21 protein-coding genes are annotated in these 20,072 nt (G+C 65.3%); 11 read left to right on the forward strand and 10 right to left on the reverse strand.

Features of this window, described 5'->3' with window-relative positions:
* The first annotated feature begins 215 nt into the window (after window positions 1–215).
* Window positions 216–2,030, forward strand: coding sequence for a DNA mismatch repair endonuclease MutL (gene mutL / locus I6F21_RS31330; RefSeq protein ID WP_225140479.1), 1,815 nt, complete (start codon window positions 216–218; stop codon window positions 2,028–2,030).
* A gap of 82 nt (window positions 2,031–2,112) precedes the next feature.
* Here mutL and rsmD read toward each other — a convergent pair whose 3' ends face one another.
* On the reverse strand, window positions 2,113–2,670 hold the full coding sequence (rsmD, locus tag I6F21_RS31335; RefSeq protein WP_225147360.1) for a 16S rRNA (guanine(966)-N(2))-methyltransferase RsmD: 558 nt from the start codon (window positions 2,668–2,670) through the stop codon (window positions 2,113–2,115).
* Window positions 2,671–2,672: 2 nt separating this feature from the next.
* Window positions 2,673–4,688, reverse strand: coding sequence for a pseudouridine synthase (locus tag I6F21_RS31340; RefSeq protein ID WP_225140480.1), 2,016 nt, complete (start codon window positions 4,686–4,688; stop codon window positions 2,673–2,675).
* A 117-nt stretch (window positions 4,689–4,805) separates the two neighbouring features.
* Here I6F21_RS31340 and tadA point away from each other — a divergent pair, with 117 nt between their 5' ends.
* A complete protein-coding gene (tadA, locus tag I6F21_RS31345; RefSeq protein ID WP_225140481.1) occupies window positions 4,806–5,264 on the forward strand; it encodes a tRNA adenosine(34) deaminase TadA in 459 nt (152 codons plus the stop codon).
* A 104-nt stretch (window positions 5,265–5,368) separates the two neighbouring features.
* Here tadA and I6F21_RS31350 read toward each other — a convergent pair whose 3' ends face one another.
* The gene (locus I6F21_RS31350; RefSeq protein ID WP_225140482.1) at window positions 5,369–6,271 is read right to left on the reverse strand and encodes an alpha/beta hydrolase; all 903 of its coding nucleotides are present in this window, start codon (window positions 6,269–6,271) and stop codon (window positions 5,369–5,371) included.
* A gap of 204 nt (window positions 6,272–6,475) precedes the next feature.
* Window positions 6,476–7,759, reverse strand: a complete 1,284-nt coding sequence (purD, locus tag I6F21_RS31355) for a phosphoribosylamine--glycine ligase (protein ID WP_225140483.1) — start codon at window positions 7,757–7,759, stop codon at window positions 6,476–6,478.
* 213 nt (window positions 7,760–7,972) lie between these two features.
* Between purD and I6F21_RS31360 the strand changes: the two genes are divergently transcribed.
* The gene (locus tag I6F21_RS31360) at window positions 7,973–8,737 is read left to right on the forward strand and encodes an IclR family transcriptional regulator (RefSeq protein ID WP_225140484.1); all 765 of its coding nucleotides are present in this window, start codon (window positions 7,973–7,975) and stop codon (window positions 8,735–8,737) included.
* 90 nt (window positions 8,738–8,827) lie between these two features.
* Complete coding sequence (locus tag I6F21_RS31365; protein ID WP_109145337.1) at window positions 8,828–9,364, forward strand: shikimate kinase; 537 nt, start codon at window positions 8,828–8,830, stop codon at window positions 9,362–9,364.
* A gap of 50 nt (window positions 9,365–9,414) precedes the next feature.
* On the opposite strand, the gene I6F21_RS31370 is transcribed toward I6F21_RS31365, so the two are convergent.
* Window positions 9,415–9,603: a hypothetical protein gene (locus tag I6F21_RS31370; RefSeq protein WP_036039966.1), complete on the reverse strand. Its 189-nt coding sequence runs from the start codon at window positions 9,601–9,603 to the stop codon at window positions 9,415–9,417.
* Between the two features lie 298 nt (window positions 9,604–9,901).
* Between I6F21_RS31370 and I6F21_RS31375 the strand changes: the two genes are divergently transcribed.
* On the forward strand, window positions 9,902–10,246 hold the full coding sequence (locus tag I6F21_RS31375) for a hypothetical protein (RefSeq protein WP_225140485.1): 345 nt from the start codon (window positions 9,902–9,904) through the stop codon (window positions 10,244–10,246).
* A 112-nt stretch (window positions 10,247–10,358) separates the two neighbouring features.
* On the opposite strand, the gene I6F21_RS31380 is transcribed toward I6F21_RS31375, so the two are convergent.
* The 3 genes from I6F21_RS31380 to I6F21_RS31390 form a co-directional block, all read right to left on the reverse strand.
* The gene (locus tag I6F21_RS31380; RefSeq protein ID WP_225140486.1) at window positions 10,359–11,114 is read right to left on the reverse strand and encodes an SDR family NAD(P)-dependent oxidoreductase; all 756 of its coding nucleotides are present in this window, start codon (window positions 11,112–11,114) and stop codon (window positions 10,359–10,361) included.
* A complete protein-coding gene (locus I6F21_RS31385; protein WP_225140644.1) occupies window positions 11,111–12,286 on the reverse strand; it encodes an ABC transporter substrate-binding protein in 1,176 nt (391 codons plus the stop codon). The genes I6F21_RS31380 and I6F21_RS31385 overlap by 4 nt, the downstream gene beginning before the upstream one ends.
* 150 nt (window positions 12,287–12,436) lie before the next feature.
* Window positions 12,437–13,240, reverse strand: a complete 804-nt coding sequence (locus I6F21_RS31390) for an acetoacetate decarboxylase family protein (protein ID WP_225140487.1) — start codon at window positions 13,238–13,240, stop codon at window positions 12,437–12,439.
* A gap of 169 nt (window positions 13,241–13,409) precedes the next feature.
* On the opposite strand from I6F21_RS31390, the gene xseA reads away from it, so the two are divergent.
* The gene (xseA, locus tag I6F21_RS31395; RefSeq protein ID WP_225140488.1) at window positions 13,410–15,029 is read left to right on the forward strand and encodes an exodeoxyribonuclease VII large subunit; all 1,620 of its coding nucleotides are present in this window, start codon (window positions 13,410–13,412) and stop codon (window positions 15,027–15,029) included.
* A 145-nt stretch (window positions 15,030–15,174) separates the two neighbouring features.
* Here the strand turns inward: xseA and I6F21_RS31400 are convergent, their stop codons facing one another.
* Window positions 15,175–15,324, reverse strand: a complete 150-nt coding sequence (locus tag I6F21_RS31400; protein WP_225140489.1) for a hypothetical protein — start codon at window positions 15,322–15,324, stop codon at window positions 15,175–15,177.
* Window positions 15,325–15,593: 269 nt separating this feature from the next.
* Window positions 15,594–16,382: a dienelactone hydrolase family protein gene (locus I6F21_RS31405; RefSeq protein ID WP_225140490.1), complete on the reverse strand. Its 789-nt coding sequence runs from the start codon at window positions 16,380–16,382 to the stop codon at window positions 15,594–15,596.
* A gap of 193 nt (window positions 16,383–16,575) precedes the next feature.
* Here I6F21_RS31405 and I6F21_RS31410 point away from each other — a divergent pair, with 193 nt between their 5' ends.
* The 5 genes from I6F21_RS31410 to I6F21_RS31430 all read left to right on the forward strand — a co-directional run bounded on the left by I6F21_RS31410 (window position 16,576) and on the right by I6F21_RS31430 (window position 19,766).
* Window positions 16,576–16,800 carry a DUF2093 domain-containing protein gene (locus I6F21_RS31410; RefSeq protein ID WP_225140491.1) on the forward strand — a complete coding sequence of 75 codons (225 nt, stop codon included), beginning with the start codon at window positions 16,576–16,578 and terminating at the stop codon, window positions 16,798–16,800.
* Window positions 16,801–17,044: 244 nt separating this feature from the next.
* A complete protein-coding gene (locus tag I6F21_RS31415) occupies window positions 17,045–18,340 on the forward strand; it encodes a pilus assembly protein TadG-related protein (RefSeq protein ID WP_225140492.1) in 1,296 nt (431 codons plus the stop codon).
* 74 nt (window positions 18,341–18,414) lie between these two features.
* Entirely contained in the window at window positions 18,415–18,855 is a 441-nt protein-coding gene (locus I6F21_RS31420; protein WP_036027076.1) for a TadE/TadG family type IV pilus assembly protein, read from the forward strand.
* Window positions 18,852–19,229, forward strand: a complete 378-nt coding sequence (locus I6F21_RS31425; protein WP_225140493.1) for a TadE/TadG family type IV pilus assembly protein — start codon at window positions 18,852–18,854, stop codon at window positions 19,227–19,229. The genes I6F21_RS31420 and I6F21_RS31425 overlap by 4 nt, the downstream gene beginning before the upstream one ends.
* A gap of 351 nt (window positions 19,230–19,580) precedes the next feature.
* A complete protein-coding gene (locus I6F21_RS31430) occupies window positions 19,581–19,766 on the forward strand; it encodes a hypothetical protein (RefSeq protein ID WP_225124433.1) in 186 nt (61 codons plus the stop codon).
* Window positions 19,767–20,072: the final 306 nt, after the last annotated feature.

Here is a 20,072-nt window from a genome sequence, read left to right on the forward strand (position 1 = left end):
GATGCAAGCCGCGTCGTGTGGTGATCGTTTAGGGTTTTCGCGGCGCTTTCGCGGAATTGTGCTCCTCATATGCGGCGGCGCGGAACATGCCAAGCATTCCCGACGGACGAGGCGCGCCGAAAATGTCCCCCATTTCGGGTGTGGGAAGCTCGACCTGACCCATGCATTTGTCGCTGCGCGGCATTAGACTTGAGAATATTCGCCGAGTGAGCCTCATGCCCGTCCGCCAGCTGCCAGAACAGGTCGTCAACCGCATCGCCGCCGGCGAGGTGGTCGAACGTCCGGCGAGCGTGGTCAAGGAGCTGGTCGAGAACGCTATCGATGCCGGCGCGAGCCGCATCGACGTCTTCACCGACGGCGGCGGGCGGCGGCGAATCGGCATCACCGACGACGGCAGCGGCATGATCGCAAAAGACCTTGCGCTCGCCGTCGAGCGCCATGCCACCTCCAAGCTCGACGACGAGGACCTGCTGCAGATCCGCACCCTCGGGTTTCGCGGCGAGGCCCTGCCCTCAATCGGCTCGGTGGCGCGCCTCTCCATCACCACGCGGCACGCCAGCGAGCCGCACGCCTGGGCGTTGTCGGTCGAGGGCGGCGAGAAGTCCGGGATCATGCCGGCGGCGCTGGCGCATGGCACGCGCGTCGAGGTTGGCGACCTCTTCTACGCGACGCCGGCGCGGCTCAAGTTTCTGAAAACTGACCGCACCGAAGCGGAAGCCATCCGCGAAGTGGTACGGCGCCTCGCGATGGCGCGGCCCGACATCGCCTTCACGCTCGCCGGCGAGGAGCGCGCACCGGTGACCTGGACCGCGGCGCTGCCCGGCGCGGCCGGACGGCTGACTCGGCTTGGCGACATCCTCGGCGCCGAGTTCCGCAGCCACGCCATCGAGGTCCATGCCGAGCGCGAGGGCGTCGTGGTCGCCGGCTATGCCGCGGCTCCCGCGCTGACCAAGGCCAACGCACTCGGCCAATATCTCTTCGTCAACGGCCGGCCGGTGCGCGACAAGCTCATTCTCGGCGCCGTGCGCGCGGCCTATTCCGACTATCTGCCGCGCGACCGCCATCCGGTGCTTGCGCTGTTCGTCACGCTCGATCCGCGCGAGGTCGATGCCAATGTGCATCCGGCCAAGACCGAGGTGCGCTTCCGCAATGCCGGCCTCGTCCGCGCGCTGATCGTGCATGGCTTGAAGGAAGCGCTGGCGCGCGAGGGCCGCCGCACCGCCGCCAATAGCGGCGAGAGCGCGCTGTCCTCGTTCCGCCCAGCCTTCACGCCGCCACGTCCGGCAAGCTGGGACTGGCGCGCCTCGCCAGCCGCCCCGGTGGCGCCGATGCCGTCGTTCGAAGGCGCCGCCGCGCCCGCCTTCGCCGAGCGTGCGCAGGCTGCCTTCGACGTCGGCGCGCCCAGTGCTGACGTGCGGATCGAGAGCCAACCCGCCGGCGATCTCGTCGATCGCCCGCTCGGCGCGGCGCGCACGCAGATCCACGAGACCTACATCGTCTCGCAGACCCGCGACGGCCTGATCATCGTCGACCAGCACGCCGCGCATGAGCGCATCGTCTACGAGCGGCTGAAGGCCTCGCTCGCCGCCAACGGCGTGCAGCGGCAGATCCTGCTGATCCCCGAGATCGTCGAGATGGATGAGGCCACTGTGGAGCGCCTGCTGGAGCGCAGCGAGGAGCTGGCATCGTTCGGCCTTGCCATCGAATCCTTCGGCCCCGGCGCGGTCGCGGTGCGCGAGACGCCGTCGCTGCTCGGCAAGACCAATGCCGGCGGCCTGTTGCGCGATCTCTCCGAGCACATGGCCGAATGGGACGAGGCGCTGCCGCTCGAACGCCGCCTGATGCACGTCGCGGCGACCATGGCCTGCCACGGCTCGGTGCGCGCCGGCCGCCGGCTGCGGCCGGAGGAGATGAACGCGCTGCTCCGCGAGATGGAGGAGACGCCGAACTCCGGCCAGTGCAATCACGGCCGGCCGACCTATGTCGAGCTGAAGCTCAGCGACGTGGAGAAGCTGTTCGGGCGGCGGTGACGGTGCCGTAGGGTGGATTAGCCGAAGGCGTAATCCACCTCTTCTGCGTCCGCAGTGAGAGACAGTGGCGGATTACGCTTTGCTAATCCGCCCTACGCAAGAACACAAACTCCGTGTCGTCATAGGCGCGCCGCTCCAGCTCCTCGAAACCTTCAGGCGTCACGAACTGCGCGGCCTTCGCCTCTTCCACCACGAGCAGCGCGCCGGGCGTGAGCCAGCCGCCGTCGCGAAGGCTCGCGAGCGCCTTCTCGGCAAAGCCCTTGCCATAGGGCGGATCGAGGAACACCAGCGAGAACGGCTCGACGGGATGCGCGGGGCCGAGATCGGTCGCATCGCGGCGATACACCTTGGTGACGCCGCCGAGGCCGAGCGCCTCGACATTGTTGCGCAACAGCGCACGCGCCTCCGCGCCGTTGTCCACGAACAGCGTGAACTTCGCCCCGCGCGAGGCCGCCTCGATGCCGAGCGCGCCGGTGCCGGCGAAGAGATCGAGCACGCGCGCATCCGCAATCGGATCGTCATAGGCGTGCACGAGGATGTTGAACACGGACTCGCGCAACCGGTCCGCCGTCGGGCGGATGTCACGCGAAGACGGTGAGGCGAGATTGCGCCCCTTCAAACGACCGCCGACGACGCGCAACTTCAATCCTCCCGCGGCGTCAGGTCGCGTTTGCCGTGATAACCGCGCTTGGGACGGCGCGGCGGGCCGTAGCCGCTCGCCTCCATCTCGTTGCGCTCGCGCGCCTCCTCGCTGCCGGTGCGCTGCACCAGCACGCGGCGGCCCTTGCGGTCGTTGATGACGGCGCGCTTGCTGGCGGGCTTCTTCTCGCTGGTCGCGTCGTCGATGCGCGAAGATGACTTCGAGGACGCGTCGAACTGCGCGCCCGACTTCTCGATCACCTTGTCGCCGAGCTGCTCGCGCAGCACGCGCGCGCGGATCTCCTCGACCTGGCCTTCCGGAATCTCGCCGAGCTGGAACGGTCCGTAGGAGACGCGGATCAGCCGGTTCACCTCGAGGCCGAGATGGGCGCAGACATTGCGCACCTCGCGGTTCTTGCCCTCGCGGATCGCGAACACCAGCCAGACATTGGCGCCCTGGTCGCGCTCCAGCGTGGCCTCGATCGGACCATACTTGACGCCCTCGATCTCGATGCCGTTCTTGAGCTGGTCGAGCTGCGCCTGGGTGACGTCGCCATGGGCGCGGACGCGGTAGCGGCGCAGCCAGCCGGTGTCGGGCAGCTCGAGCGTGCGCGCGAGGCCGCCATCGTTGGTGAGCAGCAGCAAGCCCTCGGTGTTGAAGTCGAGCCGGCCGACGCTGATCAGGCGCGGCAGGCCTTCGGGCAGATTGTCGAACACGGTCGGACGGCCCTCGGGGTCGTCATGCGTCGTCATCAGCCCGCGCGGCTTGTGGTAGAGAAAGAGGCGCGTGCGCTCGCGCTCCGGCAACGGCTTGCCGTCGACCATGACGACGTCGTTCTTGGTGACGTCGAGCGCGGGCGAGTTGATGACGCGGCCGTTGACGGTGACGCGGCCCTGCGTGACCATCTCCTCGGCATCGCGGCGCGAGGCAAGCCCGGCGCGGGCCAGCACCTTGGCGATGCGCTCGCCGGCCTTCTTCGGCTTCGGCGCGTCGTCGCGGCGCGGCCGGCCCTCGAAATCACGATCGCGCTCGCGATAAGCGCCGCGGCCGCCGAAGGCGGGACGCTTCTCGAAGATCCTGCTGTCGTCCTCGTTGTCGCGGCGCGGACGGTCGCGGAAGCGGCCCTCGTTGCGCGGATGCTCCTGCCAGTCCATGCGGCCTTCAGGGCGCTGGCGTGGGCGATCGAACTTCGGACGGTCACCGCGTTCGCTGTCGCGGTCACGGGGCCGATCGAATTTCGGCCGCTCGCGAAACGGGCGGTCACCGGATGCGCGGTCGTCGCGCGAACGAGAGAAACGCGGACGGTCCTCGCCACGACCGCCCTCACGGCGATCGTCGCGCTGACGCCAGGGCTTCTCGTCGCCGCGATCGCGGCCGCCGAAATCCTTATCAAAACTCTTGCGCGGGCGATCCCCGCGCGGTGCGCGATCACCGCGATCGAAATTCGGGCGGTCTCCGCGCGGCTTGAAGCTACGTTCGCCACGATCCTCGCGCGGTCCGCGATCCCCACGGTCGCGTCCGCGATCCCCACGGTCGCGTTGGCGATCCGGCCCGCCTCGCGAAAATTTCCGTTCGCCGTCGAACTTGCGCTCTGGACGGTCGCCGCGCGGCGCGTAGGGCTTCTTGTCGCCGAACTTCCTGTCGCTGGAGCGGCCGGCCGAGCGTGCATCGTCGCGATCCCTGCGGGGCGGACGATCGCCGCGGCCAAAGGACGGGCGATCGCCGCGCGGCTTGAAGCTGCGCTCGCCGCGGCCTTCACTGCCGCGGTCGTCGCGCTTGAAGCGGGGACGGTCGCTGAAATCGCGGCGCGGTGCGTCGCCCTCCTCGCGGCGGCGGAATGGACGGCTGTCACGGTCGCCACGGGGCGGGCGGCTGTCGCGCGCGCCCTTACCCTCACCCTTGCCCTCGAAGCTGCGCTTGGCGAATTTCTTCTCTGGCCCGCGCGGCTTGCCGCTACGGCCTTTGGCCGGGCCTCGCCGGCCGCGGGAATCGTTGTCTTTGTCGCTGTCGCGAGGCATGACTAATCTCACTTAAGGGGTGGCGCGAGCATTGTGCGCGCTCGCTGCGAGCCGCATGCTCAGGCAAAATCGGTATCCACTCTTGCTGAAGGCGGAGCTAGTAGCAGGTTTCTGGCGATGATACGAGGCATGAAAGCCCCTTCTTTCATGGATTTGGCACTTCTGGCGGCCGAAAATGCCGGAAAAGCGGGCGAAGTTCCGATCGGCTGCGTGGTGGTCCGCGATCACGAGGTGATCGCCACCGGCGCCAACCGGACGCTGACCGACCATGATCCGACCGCCCATGCCGAGATCATCGCGCTGCGCGCGGCCGCCGCGAAGATCGGCAGCGAGCGGCTGATCGACTGCGACCTCTACGTGACGCTGGAGCCCTGCACCATGTGTGCGGGCGCGATCTCGTTTGCAAGGGTGAGACGGCTCTATTACGGCGCGGCCGACCCCAAGGGCGGCGCGGTGGAGTCAGGCGTGCGGTTCTTTGCCTCGCCGACCTGTCACCACACGCCGGACGTCTATTCCGGCGTCGGCGAGAGCGAGGCGGCGCGGCTGCTGAAGGAGTTCTTTCGGGAGCGGCGGTAGGTCGGAGTCGCGTAGCCCGGATGGAGCGAAGCGCAATCCGGGACAGTGCCGCGGCGAGGAGAGAATCCCGGATTTCGCTGCGCTCCATCCGGGCTACAAGATCGTCAGGCCAAGAAGAACTCGCGCAGCGCCCTCGCTGTCACATCGGGATTCTCCTCCGTGAGGAAGTGGCCGGAATCCACCGGCATGCCGGAGGCGTTCGTGGCCCATTGCTTCCACGTGTCCAGCGGCGTCGCGGCGGCCTGGGCCACGCCGGCATTGCCCCACAGGGCCAGCATCGGGATCGTGATCTTCTTGCCCGCCTCGAAATCGGCCTTGTCGAGGTCGTAGTCGAAATGGGCGCCGGCGCGGTAATCCTCGCACATCGCGTGGATGCGGGCGGGATCGCGGAACGGGGCGAGGTAGTGCTCGAGCGCGCGCGGGTCGATCGCGTCCAGCGTCTTCGACCTGGTCTGGCTCGCCATCTTGAAGCGCAGGAAGAACTCGCCTTGGCCTGCGATCAGCGTCTCCGGCAGCGGATAGGGCTGCGCCAGGAAGGTCCAGTGATAGATCTTCAAGGCATAGGCGCGGTTCATCCGCTCCCAGTAATTATAGGTCGGCAGGATATCGAGCACGGCGAGCTTCGACAGCCGGCCGGGATGATCGAGCGCGAGCCGGTACGACACGCGGCCGCCGCGGTCGTGGCCGGCGAGCGCGAAATGCACGTGGCCAAGGCGCTCCATGACCTCGACCATGGCTTTCGCCATGGCGCGCTTAGAGTAGGGGATGTGCAGCGCATCGCTGGCGGGCATGTCGGACCAGCCGTAGCCCGGCAGATCGGCGATGATCAGCGTGAACGCTTCCGCGAGCTCAGGGGCCACCTGGTGCCACATCACGTGGGTCTCGGAGAAGCCGTGCAGGAGCAGCAGCGGCGGGCCCTTGCCGCCGACGCGGGCGAAGATGCGGCCGAACGAGGTATCGATCCATTCGGCGGCAAAGCCCGGATAGAGGTCGGCGAGATCGGACATCTTGTTGCATCCTTGTTGGTCGGTCGCGGGGCCGCTCGCCAAAAAAGTGTCGAAAACAACCCCATGCACAGTACCGGTATTATCGTCGGGGCAACTAACCCCAACTGCTGATTGCACATTCTGGATTGTAGATGTGGCGGCGCGGTGACGCGAACGTCGCGATTCCGGACCGGCGCTTTTGGGGGCGCCGTCCGCAATGACGCGCTAATTTTTGGCCTTTTCCGCCTCCACCGCCTGCCAGCCGATGTCGCGGCGGCAGAAACCGTCCGGCCAGTCGACGCGGTCGACGGCTTGATAGGCGCGCGCCTGCGCTTCCGTCACAGTCGCCCCCAGCGCGCAGACATTGAGCACGCGGCCGCCATTGGCGAGGATCGCGCCGTCCTTCTCAACCGTGCCGGCGTGGAAGATCTCGACGGTGTCGACCTTGGCGGCCTCCTCCAGCCCCTGGATGCGCGTGCCCTTCTGGTAGTCGCCGGGATAGCCCTTCGCCGCCATCACCACGGTGAGCGCGGATTCCTTGTGCCAGCGCAGGTCGAAGTGCTTCAGCTCCCCGTCGCAGGCGGCGAGCAGCGCCGGCACGATGTCGCTCATCATGCGCAGCATCAAGACCTGGCACTCGGGATCGCCGAAGCGGACGTTGAACTCGAACAGTTTTGGCCCCTGCGTCGTCAGCATGATGCCGGCATAGAGCACGCCGCGGAACGGCGTGCCGCGCTGCTTCATGCCTGCGACCGTCGGCAGGATGATCTTGGCCATGATCGCGTCGTGGACGGCGGGCGTGACCAGCGGCGTCGGCGAATAGGCGCCCATGCCGCCGGTGTTCGGGCCGACGTCGTGGTCGAACACGCGCTTGTGGTCCTGGGCGGAGGCCAGCGGGATCGCCGTCTCGCCGTCGCACAGCGCAAAGAAGCTGATCTCGCGGCCCGGCAGAAACTCCTCGATCACGACCTCCGCGCCGGCCTCGCCGAAGGCGCCCTCGAACATCATGGCGATGGCGTCCTCGGCCTCGCGCACGGTTTTCGCAACGACGACGCCCTTGCCGGCGGCAAGGCCATCGGCCTTGACCACGATCGGCGCGCCCTGGCTCTGCACATAGGCGCGCGCGTCATCGGCATTGGTGAATCGCTTGTAGGCGCCGGTCGGAATGCCGAACTCGGTGCACAGCGCCTTGGTGAACCCCTTGGAGCTTTCGAGCTGGGCCGCGACCTTGCTCGGCCCGAACGCCTTGATGCCGGCGGCGCTGAGATCATCGACGATGCCGGCCGCGAGCGGCGTCTCCGGCCCGACCACCACGAGCTCCACCGCGTTCTTTTTGCAGAAGTCGATCACGGCGGCATGGTCGGCGACATCGAGCGCCACGCATTCCGCCTCCCTGGCGATGCCGGCATTGCCGGGCGCGCACCAGAATTTGGTCACCAGGGGAGAGGCTGCGATCTTCCACGCCAGGGCATGTTCGCGGCCGCCGGAACCAAGCAGGAGAATGTGCATCGAGGGCTCAGGATGAGGGGTTTTGCTGGAGGCGGAGGTCGCATGAATCGGGGTGGGGCTCAAGAGGAAACGGTGCGAACTCCCCGCCATTCGATGTGCTCGATCATTCCAGGCGCTTGCTGGCGAATGACTTTTCGCCATGCGAGCGATCGGCTACACGGGAATTGCATTTCCCCGTGTGCTCGCGGGCGCTGATCCAACAAGGCCCAAAGAATGACTGAGAAGCCGCAACCGGGCGCGCCCGCCCTGGAGAAAGGGCTGGACCTTCTGGAGGCGCTGGCGGGCGCTGCACGCGGGATGAGCCAGAAGCAGCTCGCCGAACGCGTCGGGCGCTCCGTCAGCGAGATCTTCCGGATGCTGGTGGCGCTGGAGCGCCGGGGCTATGTCGCGCGCGACCCCGCGACCGGCGAATACACGTTGACGCTGAAGCTGTTCCGCATCGCCTCGCAATTCCCGCCGACCGAGCGGCTGCTGAAGGCCGCGCTGCCGGTCATGGAGCAACTCGCCTCCCGCGTGCAACTGTCCTGCCACCTGACGGTGCTGCACGGCGAGCAGTTCATGGTGATCGCCCGTATCGAGCCGGAATGGCTGATGGGCTGGTCGGTCAAGGTCGGCGCGGTGTTTCCGCTCACCCAGCAATACGCTTCGGCGAAGGTTCTGGCGGCCTTTCAGCTCGAGGGCCGCCGCCAGGAGCTGGCGCAGGTCATCGCGACTAATGATCGGATCAGCATCAAGAAGGCACTTGCCGCGCTCGACCGCATTTCAGCGGAGGGAGGAAACTTCTCCAACGACGACGGCTATACGCGCATCCTTGCCTATAGCTGCCCTATCATCGAAGTCTCCGGCCGTGCGGTGGCCGCGATGACCGTGCCGCTGGTGAGGCAGGATCAGATCCCGGCAAGCGAGGCCAGCACCATCGCCGCGGAGCTGCGTAGCGCCGCCAGGATCGTGTCCGAGAAGATCGGCGGCGTTTCTTGACGCGATAGCCGACATTGTAGGCGCCGCCATGCCTGGACATGGCGATTCCAGGAGAAGCCTTCGAGGGAGTCCCTGTGATATTATGATCCGATGCAGCTAATTTTCATCTATGGGCAAGTCGCCTCAGGAAAACTGACTATCGCGCGCCATCTTGCCTCCGGGACAGGGATTGCGCTGTTTCACAATCACCTTGTCGTCGATGCAGTTGGCGCGGTGTTTCCGTTTGGCACGGAGGCATTCGCGCGTTTACGTGAACAATTCTGGATGGCCGTGTTTGAGGAAGCTGCCAAGCAGAGGCGATCGTTGATATTCACATTCGCCCCCGAGCCAACGGTGGCTGGCGATTTTCCGATCCGAGTACAAGAATTAGTGGAGCGCAATGGCGGTGAGGTCATCTTCGTAGCACTTCACCTGGAACAGGCAGAGCAAGAGCGACGCCTGGTCGATGAAGATCGTGCCGCATTCGGCAAGATGCGGGACCTGTCGCTACTGCGCACACTCCGACCGCAGTTCGATGCCTGCATGGCATCAATGCCCCAGCCCGCCCTCACCCTCGATGCAGGTCATCTGAAGCCGTCCGAGAGTGCCGAGGCTATCTCAAGCCTGATCTCGGCAAAGGCTAAGTGAGAGACCTAGACTAAAGCGTGATGAGATCAGGTTTGATTTGCGGCCTGGATTCACCCTTTTTGTTTCTCTTCTGCGCTTTTTCCATCGGAGCTTTTCGAGCGCTCTTCGAATCGATCGGCTCCCTTGGCCAGATCGTGCCCCATCTTGCTCTCGTTTTTCGCTTCGTCCTTGGACGTCGATTCCCGCAAGCCTTCAGCGGCCCGTTCGCCCGCCTTTGATGATTTTCGTTCGTCATCCATTGGTGGCTCCTCCCTGATAAAGACGCCTCCCAGGAAGCTCGCTGGTCTATCCCGGATGGACGTACCAACGTTCCAATCGGATCGCCTGGACATTGTTCCCAATTCCGTTGACGCTCTTGGTCGAGCCGCGACACACCCGGCATCGATGCGCCAAGCACGCTTCGACGCGGGCCCAACAGCGCTCGAACGTCTGCCTCGGGTCAAGCCGGCGTCGCCGGATTAGGCGACAAGCTCAGCTGGGCCAGAAGGCGACATTGTGAGTTTGATGTGTTAAGAGCGCTCCATAGATCACGCTCAAATGTTGGGTGCGATGAGTTGGAACGAAACAGCGATTTTGGCTGCCCGCCGGGAGATTCTCACGACCGCGCAAGACATGCTTGCTCGAAGGCTCACTTACATCGAAGGTGCGCGGAGGATCGTTGCGCTTGCCATGGCTGCACGCCTCGATGAGCGGGACCCCGATCTGCTTCCCTTTGTTGGCATAGATTCCGAGACTGACGCATTGCCGTTTGGTGAGATGAGGAAGTATTGGCAGCCGACAGCCCTGGCGGCGCTACAGCCAGAGATCAACGAGAAGGAGGCTTGGGCTCGCGATTTTGGCGAACCTCATTGCAAAAGCCTAGTCGTTCGCCTTTCAGATTAGCAGCGGTTGGCAGCCGCTTCCCACTTTCGGGTCACAAGCGGTAATGCTGGCCGATCAGAAGAATTCCGCTTCGTTCCTCCGGAGGCGGACAGGCTTTGATGCGTACACGCCCTTACGCCAGCGTCATTCCGCCATCCACGACCCAGGCCGCACCATTCACGTGTGCAGCTTCGTCGGACGCGAGAAAAGCAACGACGTTGGCGACATCCTGCGGCCGCCCATGCGTGCTTGCAACGTTTCGGCGCAACGCTATGGCGCCGTCACGCGCCCGGCTTTCCAATTCCCGGATCATGCGCGACTCGACCGGCCCTGGCAGAACGGCGTTGACCCTGATCCTCGTCTCCGCGACATCGAGCGCCGCCGTGCGTGTCAGCCCGAGCACGGCGTGCTTGGAGGCAACATAGCCGGCGAGGCCGGCGCGTCCCCGGATCGCCGAGGTCGATGCGGTGTTGATGATTGCGCCCGTCCCGCGCTGCATCATCCTGGCGATCACGTGCTTGAGGCCGAGAAACACGCCCTTGACGTTCACCTGCAGCAATTGATCGAACGTTTCGTCGGGATATTCGTGAAGAGGCGCGACGACACCCTCGATGCCCGCGTTGTTGGCGAAGATGCCGATCGGCCCCAGACGTGCTTCGGTCGCCTCTACGAATGCGATCGTATCCTGAGCGAGGGAGACATCCGCGCGGATGGCGAGCGCCCTTGCCCCGCCCTCCTCGACCAGCTGCGCGGTGGCGCGTGCAGCCGCTTCGTCGCGGTCGACGATCGCGACCGCAGCGCTCATCTGCGCCAACTTCAGCGCAATGGCGCGCCCGATATCGCCCCCGCCGCCCGTGACCAGCGCGACCGGCCGATCAGTGCCACTCACGACTTCAGGAACTCGCAGCCGCCATCCGCCAGCGGCCGCCAGGCCTCGGACGGCGCGATGGTCTTGACCAGCTTGTAATAGTCCCAGGGATATTTGGAATCACCGGGAGTCTTCACCTCGAACAGATACATGTTGTGCAGCTTGCGACCGTCGGCGCGCACGCTGCCCTTGCCGAACAGGGGATCATCGGTCGGCAGCTTCTTCATCTGCTCGACCACGGCCTTGCCGTCGCTGGAGGCGCCGAGCGCAGCGACGGCCTTGAGATAGTGCAGCGTCGTGGCATAGGCGCCCGCATGCAGCGCGGTCGGATAACGGCCGTTGTTGCGCGGAGCGAAGCGCTTGGTCCAGGCGCGGGTGTCGTCATTCAGATCCCAGTAGAAGGATTCGGTGAACTGCAGCCCTTGCGCAATCTTCAGACCGAGCGAGTGGACGTCGCTGAGATACAGCACTGTTGCCACGACGCGCTGACCGCCCTGGGGAATGCCGAATTCGACCGCCTGCTTGATGGAGTTGATGGTATCGCCGCCGGCATTGATCAAGGCGATGATCTCCGCCTTCGAAGCTTGCGCCTGCAACAGGAAGGATGAGAAATCCTGCGTGTTGATCGGCGTGCGGACGCCGCCGAGAACCTTGCCGCCGAATTTCTGCACCACGGTCTTGATGTCGCCTTCCATGGCGTGGCCGAAGGCGTAGTCGGCGGTGAGCAGGAACCAGCTCTTGCCGCCGCTCTCGACGACGGCGCGCGCGACACCCGACGAGAGCGCGTAGGTGTCGTAGGTCCAGTGCACGAGATTGGGCGAGCAGGACTTGCCGGTCAGGTCCGACGACGAGGCGCCGGAGACCAGCAGCGTCTTGTTGTTCTGCTGCACGACGTTGCGCACCGCGAGGGCGACGGCCGAATTCGGCGCATCGACGATGACATCGACGCCTTGCCGGTCGATCCACTCGCGCGCGATGTTGGCGCCGAGATCGGCCTTGTTCATGTGGTCGCCGCTGATGATCTCGATCGGCCGGGTCATCTTGGGAGACGATGCCTGGAAATCCTCGACCGCCATCTTTGCCGCCAGCAGCGAGCCCGGGCCGGTGACATCGGCATAGAGGCTGGACATATCCGTCAGCACGCCGATGCGGAGCGGCTTTGCTTCTTGCGCCCGTGCACCGAGCCCCGCCATGCCTAACGCCAATCCGCCGGCGCCAGCCAGCAGCCGGCGGCGGCTCACTCGAAATCGTGCTGCCATGGGCAGACCCTCCTTTGCCTTGTGCGTGTTTCTTCCCAATTTTCGCCGCCCGCATGTACATTGCACGCAGGCTGATCTTGTCGTTCAGGGTGTGAGGCGCTCGACGAGTCGCCGGTCCTCGACCTCGAATCCGCCGCCATAGACGTCCGAGACCATGAAATGCGCGCCGAGGATCTCCGGATCGAGCTCGGCAATCGGATCGTACGCGCTGGCGTGCAGCGTCATCGCGGCGCGGCCCGGCACCGGCTTGGAATATTTCAACGGCGTGCGGCGGTAGGCGATGTCCGCATAGGCCGTGCCGAGCCGCTCGGGATGCGGCAGACGGCGCACATGGATCTCACCGGCCGGCAGCTTATCGCCGTCGACGATGCGGACGACCGGCGCGGACGGATCCGGCGTGAAGGCGAAATCGGCGAGCGGAATGCCGCGGCGCCGCACCCATCCGGTGATCGATCCATCGGCATGCTCGTCGAAGGCGTAATGCGCATCCTTCTTGGTGTAGCCGAACACCTCGCGTCCGGCACAGATCCCCATGGGATCGCTGCAATACATGAAGATATGCGTCTCGGTGAACAGCCCCTTGTAGCGCACGGGCACCGAGATCATCAGATCGAACATCTCGCCCGCATGCACGGCGAGAGAATGGCCAGGCGAACGCATGAAGCGGAACGCCACGCGGTCGCTGGCGATCTCGAACGGCGTCTCTGCGAGCAAGGTCGCGACCTTGCCGGGCGCGACACGGGTCATGATCTCGACGGTCCGCAAGGTGCAGCCCCATTCCACCGGATAAGCCGGCGAATAGGGCGGATTGACCCCACTATTCGGCTTGAGCTGGTACTGCCCGAACATGCGTCCGCGCGGGTCGTCGGGATCAGTAACCGCAGTCATCGGGTCCGCTTCCTCTGAATCCATATATGATTTTACAATTTCATATATGAAAATTGAGGTTGGTCAAGTCGCCTTCCAGGGCGGTTCCCCGGCACCCCCGAATCGATTGGCGCTTGCCTGCGAAAATCCTTAACGTCGGGCCTGACCCCGAAATGCCGAATCGTTTGCTATGCCGCCTGCGGAACAACTGCTCAACGCGCCTGAATTCACCGTCTCCGAACTGTCCCTGTCCCTGAAGCGGACGGTCGAGGACGCCTACGGCCATGTCCGCGTCCGCGGCGAGATCTCCGGCTTTCGCGGGGCTCATTCCTCCGGCCATTGCTATTTCGCGCTCAAGGACGAGAGCGCCAAGATCGAGGCGGTGATCTGGAAGGGCGTGCATAGCCGCATGCGCTTCAAGCCCCAGGAGGGGCTCGAGGTCATCGCCACCGGCAAGCTCACGACCTATCCGGGCTCGTCGAAATACCAGATCGTGATCGAGGCGCTGGAGCCGGCCGGCATCGGCGCGCTGATGGCGCTGATGGAGGAGCGCAAGAAGAAGCTCGCCGCCGAGGGCCTGTTCGACGAGGCGCGCAAGCAGCTCCTGCCCTGGCTGCCGGAGGTGATCGGCGTCGTGACCTCGCCGACCGGCGCCGTCATCCGCGACATCCTGCATCGGCTGGAGGACCGCTTTCCCCGCCGCGTGCTGGTGTGGCCGGTGAAGGTGCAGGGCGACGGCTCGGCCGAGCAGGTCGCGGCCGCGATCCGCGGCTTCAACGCGCTCCCCGAGGGCGGCCGGATTCCGCGGCCCGACGTCTTGATCGTCGCGCGCGGCGGCGGCTCGCTGGAGGATCTCTGGTCGTTCAACGAGGAGATCGTGGTGCGCGCCGCAAGCGAGAGCATGATCCCGCTGATCTCGGCGGTGGGGCACGAGACCGACATCACGCTGATCGATTTCGTCGCCGACAAGCGCGCGCCGACGCCGACGGCGGCGGCCGAGATGGCCGTGCCGGTGCGCAGCGACTTGTTCGTCGAGGTGGGCGATCTCGGGCGTCGCACCCGCGCCTATTGGCAACGCGCCCAGGAGAGCCGCCGCAGCGAGCTGCGCGCCGCCGCGCGCGCGCTGCCGGCAGCCGGCGATCTCTTGGCGATCCCGCGGCAGCGGCTGGATTCGGCGGGCGCGTCCCTGCCCCGCTGTCTCAAGGCCAACACGCATGCGCATTTCCGCAGGTTCACCGCCGCCAGCGCGAAGCTGACGCTGCGCGTGCTGCACGGCCAGATCTCCCAGGCCGATCATCGCCTCACCGTGTGCGGCGAGCGGCTTGGTCTCTCCACGCGCTCGCTGCTGCGGCGGCGGCGCGACCGCTTTGCGGGACTGGAGGTGCGCCTGCGGGCCTCGAAGCTTGCGAATGCGCAGGCGCAGCGCAACGCCATTGCCCGCCAGCGCGAGCGCACCCATCGTCTGACTGAGCGGGCTCAGCGCGCACTTGTCACGCTGCTGCATCGGCTGGAGGCGCGGGTCGAGAACAGCGGCAAGCTGCTCTCCGCGCTGTCCTATCGCAGCGTGCTCGCGCGCGGCTTTGCCCTGGTGCGCGACGAGGCCGGCCATCCCGTGCATGCGGCTGATGCGATCGGCCCCGGCGCACGGCTCGAGATCGAGTTCGCGGACGGCCGCGTCGGCGCGACGGCGGATGCGGATCGGCCGGCGCCCGCGGAGAGGCGCGCGCCGGCGCAGGCGAAGCCGGCGGCGGAGACGAAGCCGGCTCCGAAGCGCGTGGCCAAGCCGGTGGATCAGGGCAGCTTGTTTTAGGGAGCGAGCACGGGCTCTATCCGCGTCATTGCGAGCGCAGCGAAGCAATCCAGAGTCTTTCCGCGGAGGGACTCTGGATTGCTTCGTCGCAAGGGCTCCTCGCAATGACGACGTGGAGGCAGCGCGTCGCCCATCCAAATCTACTTCAGCGGCACGACAATCCCGCCTCGATCGTGGTCCAGAAGCCGCAATGGTCCGGCGCGTGATGGGAGGCGCCGGCGCGGGCTTCGAACAGCAGGATCGCGACGGTGAAGACGATCAGGGCGGAGGCGAAGAGCGTGATGCGGTTGCGCATATGAGATGCGTTGAATCGACATCGTGGTCGAATGATGACGCGGCCACGTGCTGAAACCGCAGCCATGCGCGATCCGTAGATTTCCCCGTCGGCCACACTCCGTGCAGGGCGGTGGTCGATGCGGGGCTGTCCGCCTGACGTTGTTCCCCGGACGGCCCCGCTCGGGCAGGACGCGTAGCCCGGATGGAGCGAAGCGTAATCCGGGGTCGGGCCACACGTTGCATTGTCCCGGATTTCGCTTTCGCTGCATCCGGGCTACGGCACCGCCATCACCGCGCCAGCCATTGCGCGACGTCCTTTTGCGAGGCGGCACGCGCCTCGGCATCCTGCTCGGGTGCGGCGGCGTGCAACGGCGTGGTGGCGCGGTCGAAATCGTGATCGGCGCCGGGATAGACCACGATGCGCGCCAGCGCGCTGCGGCCGCGCGCGCCGTCCACCATCTGGCGGCAGGCCGGCGGCGAGGACACCTCGTCATCGGCGCCGATCAGGACCAGCGTCGGCACCCGCGTGCTCCAGCCGAGGCCCGCCGAGATCCGGCAATCCGGATAGAATGCGATCGCGGCACGGAAGTCCGGACCGGGATCGCGCCCCGCGCTCTGCGGACGCACGGCCCAGAGCAGCGCGCTCGCACCATTGGCCCAGCCGATCAGGCTGACACGGTCCCGCGCCACGAAAGGCTGCTGCATCAGCCAGGCGCGCGCGGCCGCGATATCGGCGACGCGTTCGCGCCGCGCCTTGACGTGCATCTCCTTGACGCGGCATTGCGGGCCGAGCTCGCGCGAGCCGTAGCTGTCGGGCAGCAGCACGGCATTGCCGCTCCTGAGCAGTCGCTCGGCCCATTCGCGATAGCGCGGCAGCACGGGATCGGAATGGCTACTCAGCCCGCCGCAGCCGTGCAGCGCGATCACGGCCGGAAACGGCCCCTCGCCCGCGGGCTTGTAGAGCTGCGCATGGAGCACCCCGGACGCGAGCGGAATCTCCACCGGCTGCGGCGCCGGGGCGGCGTGCGCGGCCGACATCAGCAGCGTCAGGAACAAAGCGGCGAGGCGAAGGCGCATCGAACTCTGCCGCAGGAGCTGCCGGAACCAGCGCCCCTTCGACTGAAGCTCTATCATGCGAAAACGGCGGCAAATCATCACGAACCGGTGGGTTTAACGGGCGGACAAGCCACCCCATCTATGCTACATCCCGTCCAACACATCGTGCCTTCCACGGTTTTCCTGGAGAGGCCTTCCGCGGAGACTTTCGACCGTGCTGAACAAGTTCGGCCCCTCGGGCCATGGCGAAGCGCAGGTGCAATATCTCGACGGCGATTTCCGCGTGATCTCGCCGGGGACTTACGTGCGCTGCGCGATCACCGACGTCCGCATCCCGCTCGACGAGCTGAAGTATTGGAGCGTCGATCTGCAGGAGGCCTATGCCACGCCCGCCGCGGTGCTGCAGCGGCATTTTCCCGGCGCACCGAAGCAGTCGTGATCCCTCGGCTCTCGTAACTCTCGCAGGGCGGGCAAAACCGGCAGACACACGGGGCCGGCGGTAACAATTGCAGACCGCAATTTCATCTGACTTCTCCTGGACGCGGCTTCATTCAATAAGATTGCGGCCATGAATGCCGGCTGAATGTTCGCCGATGTTTAAAATTGTCCGGCTCCCATTGGGGCCCATTTAAGCCGCCCCGCACCACATTGCCTCGGGATAAAGTGGCAATCGGGCAGGAAGCATGGACCTCCGGAGAATTTTCAGCCGTTCGTTCGGTGCACCTTCGAGCGCAAAGGATCAATTGCTCGAACGGTTCATCCGCGACGAGCAGGGCAGCTACGTGCTCATTTCTGCGGTGCTCATGCCGGTCCTGGTCGGCACCGCCGGCCTCGGAACGGAAGTGGGCTGGTGGTACTACAAGCACAAGAACATGCAGAGCGTTGCAGATTCCGGCGCGGTCAGCGCTGCGACGGCTGCCAGTGCAGGCGGCGACCCCCGGTCCGAAGCCAAGGCGGTCGCGGCAAATTATGGTTACACCGACGGCGCGAACGACGTCACTGTGACGGTGAACCAGCCACCGAAAACAGGCAGTCAAGCGTCGAACGCGCAGGCCATCGAAGTCATCGTCAGTCAACCGCAGCGTCGGCTGCTGTCGGCCTTGTTCGGCTCGGATCGCGTACCAATCACCGCGCGCTCGGTCGCGCTGCCCAATTCCGGCACCGGCTGCGTCCTTGCGCTCAACAGGAGCGCAAGCCCCGCCGTCAACGTCAGCGGCGGCAACCAGCTCAACCTGATCAAGTGCAATCTCTACAGCAATTCGAGCGCGAGCCCCTCGCTCAACGTCGCCGGCAGCGCCTCGGTGGCGGCAAACCAGGTCGGCGTGGTTGGCGACGTCTCCGGCGCGAGCAGCATCACGGCGGCCAACGGGATCAAGACGCACATCACGCCTGTCGCCGATCCCTATGCCGACGTCTCTCCGCCGACGCGGCCGAGCTGCAGCAATGCCAAGATCACGGTCAACGCCAACGGAAAGACGAACTCGCTCGACCCCGGCTGCTACATGGGCAGCATCACGGTCAACGCCGGCGCAGTCCTGAACCTCAATCCCGGCATCTACTATCTGGACGGCGCCAGCTTGAGCGTCGCCGGAAATGCCACCATCACCGGCAGCGGCGTCACCCTGGTGTTCACGGGCTCCGGCAGCGACTGGGGCACCGCCTCAATCGGCAGCAACGCGACCGTCGACCTGACCGGGCCGACCAGCGGCCCGACGAAGGGCATCGTCATGTACGGCGACCGCAACATGCCGGCCGGGACCAATTTCAATCTCACCGGCGGTGCTACGCAGAATTTCGGCGGTGCCATCTACCTGCCAAAGGCCAATCTCAGCTTCAGCGGCGGCAACGGCACCAGCACATCCTGCACCAAGATCATCGCGGATACGCTGACGTTCAGCGGCACGTCGAACCTGCAGGTCAATTGCACCGCGCTCGGCACCGCGACGATCGGTTCGCAGACCGCGCAGCTCGTCGAATGAGGTTTGGAGCGATGCAGATCCGGAGGTTCTCATTTAAGCTTGGCCGTCGATGGCTTGGTTATCTGGCGCGGCATGTGCGAATCGCTGCCGGCGATCAACGGGGCGTCGCGGCAGCCGAATTCGCCATCCTGGTTCCCCTGCTGTCTCTGATGGTCGTCTCGGTCACGGACATCGGGCTTGCGCTCTATCGCAAGATGCAGGTCGAAAATGCCGCGCAAGCAGGAGCCCAGTACGCGATTGCACGCGGCTTCGACACGAGCGGCATCGCGAACGCCGTCGCAAGTGCCACCAGCGCAACGAACATCACCGCTTCACCTCCGCCGGTCCAGTTCTGCGGATGTCCAACGAGTGCGGGCGTCAGCGCCACCAGCTGCGGAACGGTCTGCACCGGCGGTGCGCCGGCCGGGACATATACGACGGTCTCGGCGCAAGCGACGTACTATACGATCATCGATTATCAGATCGTGGCGGCTACCTACACATACACCGCGCAGTCCACCACGAGGCTGCAGTGAAGCTCACCGCATTATGGCGGGACACGCGCGGCACCACAGCGCTGGAATTTGCGCTGACCGCTCCCGTGTTCTTCCTGTTCATATTCGGGATCATCGAATGCGGGCTGCTGTTCTGGACTCAGCTCGGAATCCAGCATGGCAGCGAAATGGCGGCGCGCTGCGCGAGCGTCAACAACACGCTCTGCCCGAGCAGCAGCGCGATCACGACCTACGCTGCCGAGCAGGCCTACGGCCTCACGCTCCCGCCGGGGACATTCACCTTTGCCACGGCCGCGTGCGGCAACCAGGTCAGCGCCAGCTATTCATTCGAGTTTCCGCAGATCATCAACCTGTCCCCGATCACGCTGACCGCGCGAGCCTGCTTCCCGAGTTGAGGTCGCCGACAGAAAAATGGATTCTGCCATGCCAATCGCTTGCGTTCTACATTCCTTGCAGCCGTGGGTGAGTCGTTTCGCCCTGTGGTTGGATTCTTTGTTGCAATTCCGCGCCCTAGAGTTGTTTGATGAAGTTCTGCTGAAACAAAGCACTGCTATAGTGCAGGTTAGGTAATTGGCCCTGTTCTTTTTATCGCACAGACGATCAGGTCAACCAAACAGCCATCGAGCGTTGGAATTGGCGCGGTCTGTGAACGGGCTCATATCGAAGAGCCATCTGACGGGCGACGATCACCTTGAAAATTCGCGGTGGAATATCTGTAAATCGACAATCAAGCGATGGGGGTGATCATGCCCGCCATTTTCGACCTGCTCTATCGTGAATATTGCCGCGCCCGTCTCGCTGAGATGCGCAAACAGCTTCTGATCGCAGCTGAGCGCGCTGAAGCTGTCGCAGCGGATCATTATCCCGCGACGCTGAGTGATGATGAGAGAACGGACCCGCACCGCAAGACCGGTCTCGGCCTGCCGAATTGAAGCGGCTCCAAGACCGGCGATCACTCCCGCGTAGCAGTGACCAAGCAATTGGCAACAGTTTGGGAGACGGCAATGAATACACCCGAATGCTACACCGTCGTCGTCGCCTGCATGTCGTGCCTCACCATCATCGGATTGATGGCCGCCGGCGCGTGGTGAGCATGGCTCGTTGCAGACATGATTCCGACTTCGACATGAGTACAGCCGCCGCGTCGTCCGACGGCGGCGGCTGCGCTTTGGATCCGCAGATCAGCTTCCCGGCGGCGAATACGACACGATTCGCGACCAGGGCAGAGACCTTGCCTC

Origin of the sequence: Bradyrhizobium sp. NBAIM03 (genome assembly GCF_020194055.1) — a bacterium.
Taxonomy (GTDB): domain Bacteria; phylum Pseudomonadota; class Alphaproteobacteria; order Rhizobiales; family Xanthobacteraceae; genus Bradyrhizobium; species Bradyrhizobium yuanmingense.

What these genes read in the sequence shown, in the direction of transcription:
- mutL (WP_225140479.1), top strand. Translation starts at nt 216, where the DNA reads ATGCCCGTCCGCCAGCTGCCAGAACAGGTCGTCAACCGCATCGCCGCC.
- I6F21_RS31340 (WP_225140480.1), bottom strand. Translation starts at nt 4,688, where the DNA reads ATGCCTCGCGACAGCGACAAAGACAACGATTCCCGCGGCCGGCGAGGC.
- tadA (WP_225140481.1), top strand. Translation starts at nt 4,806, where the DNA reads ATGATACGAGGCATGAAAGCCCCTTCTTTCATGGATTTGGCACTTCTG.
- I6F21_RS31350 (WP_225140482.1), bottom strand. Translation starts at nt 6,271, where the DNA reads ATGTCCGATCTCGCCGACCTCTATCCGGGCTTTGCCGCCGAATGGATC.
- purD (WP_225140483.1), bottom strand. Translation starts at nt 7,759, where the DNA reads ATGCACATTCTCCTGCTTGGTTCCGGCGGCCGCGAACATGCCCTGGCG.
- I6F21_RS31360 (WP_225140484.1), top strand. Translation starts at nt 7,973, where the DNA reads ATGACTGAGAAGCCGCAACCGGGCGCGCCCGCCCTGGAGAAAGGGCTG.
- I6F21_RS31365 (WP_109145337.1), top strand. Translation starts at nt 8,828, where the DNA reads ATGCAGCTAATTTTCATCTATGGGCAAGTCGCCTCAGGAAAACTGACT.
- I6F21_RS31370 (WP_036039966.1), bottom strand. Translation starts at nt 9,603, where the DNA reads ATGGATGACGAACGAAAATCATCAAAGGCGGGCGAACGGGCCGCTGAA.
- I6F21_RS31375 (WP_225140485.1), top strand. Translation starts at nt 9,902, where the DNA reads ATGTTGGGTGCGATGAGTTGGAACGAAACAGCGATTTTGGCTGCCCGC.
- I6F21_RS31385 (WP_225140644.1), bottom strand. Translation starts at nt 12,286, where the DNA reads ATGGCGGGGCTCGGTGCACGGGCGCAAGAAGCAAAGCCGCTCCGCATC.
- I6F21_RS31390 (WP_225140487.1), bottom strand. Translation starts at nt 13,240, where the DNA reads ATGACTGCGGTTACTGATCCCGACGACCCGCGCGGACGCATGTTCGGG.
- xseA (WP_225140488.1), top strand. Translation starts at nt 13,410, where the DNA reads ATGCCGCCTGCGGAACAACTGCTCAACGCGCCTGAATTCACCGTCTCC.
- I6F21_RS31400 (WP_225140489.1), bottom strand. Translation starts at nt 15,324, where the DNA reads ATGCGCAACCGCATCACGCTCTTCGCCTCCGCCCTGATCGTCTTCACC.
- I6F21_RS31405 (WP_225140490.1), bottom strand. Translation starts at nt 16,382, where the DNA reads ATGCGCCTTCGCCTCGCCGCTTTGTTCCTGACGCTGCTGATGTCGGCC.
- I6F21_RS31415 (WP_225140492.1), top strand. Translation starts at nt 17,045, where the DNA reads ATGGACCTCCGGAGAATTTTCAGCCGTTCGTTCGGTGCACCTTCGAGC.
- I6F21_RS31430 (WP_225124433.1), top strand. Translation starts at nt 19,581, where the DNA reads ATGCCCGCCATTTTCGACCTGCTCTATCGTGAATATTGCCGCGCCCGT.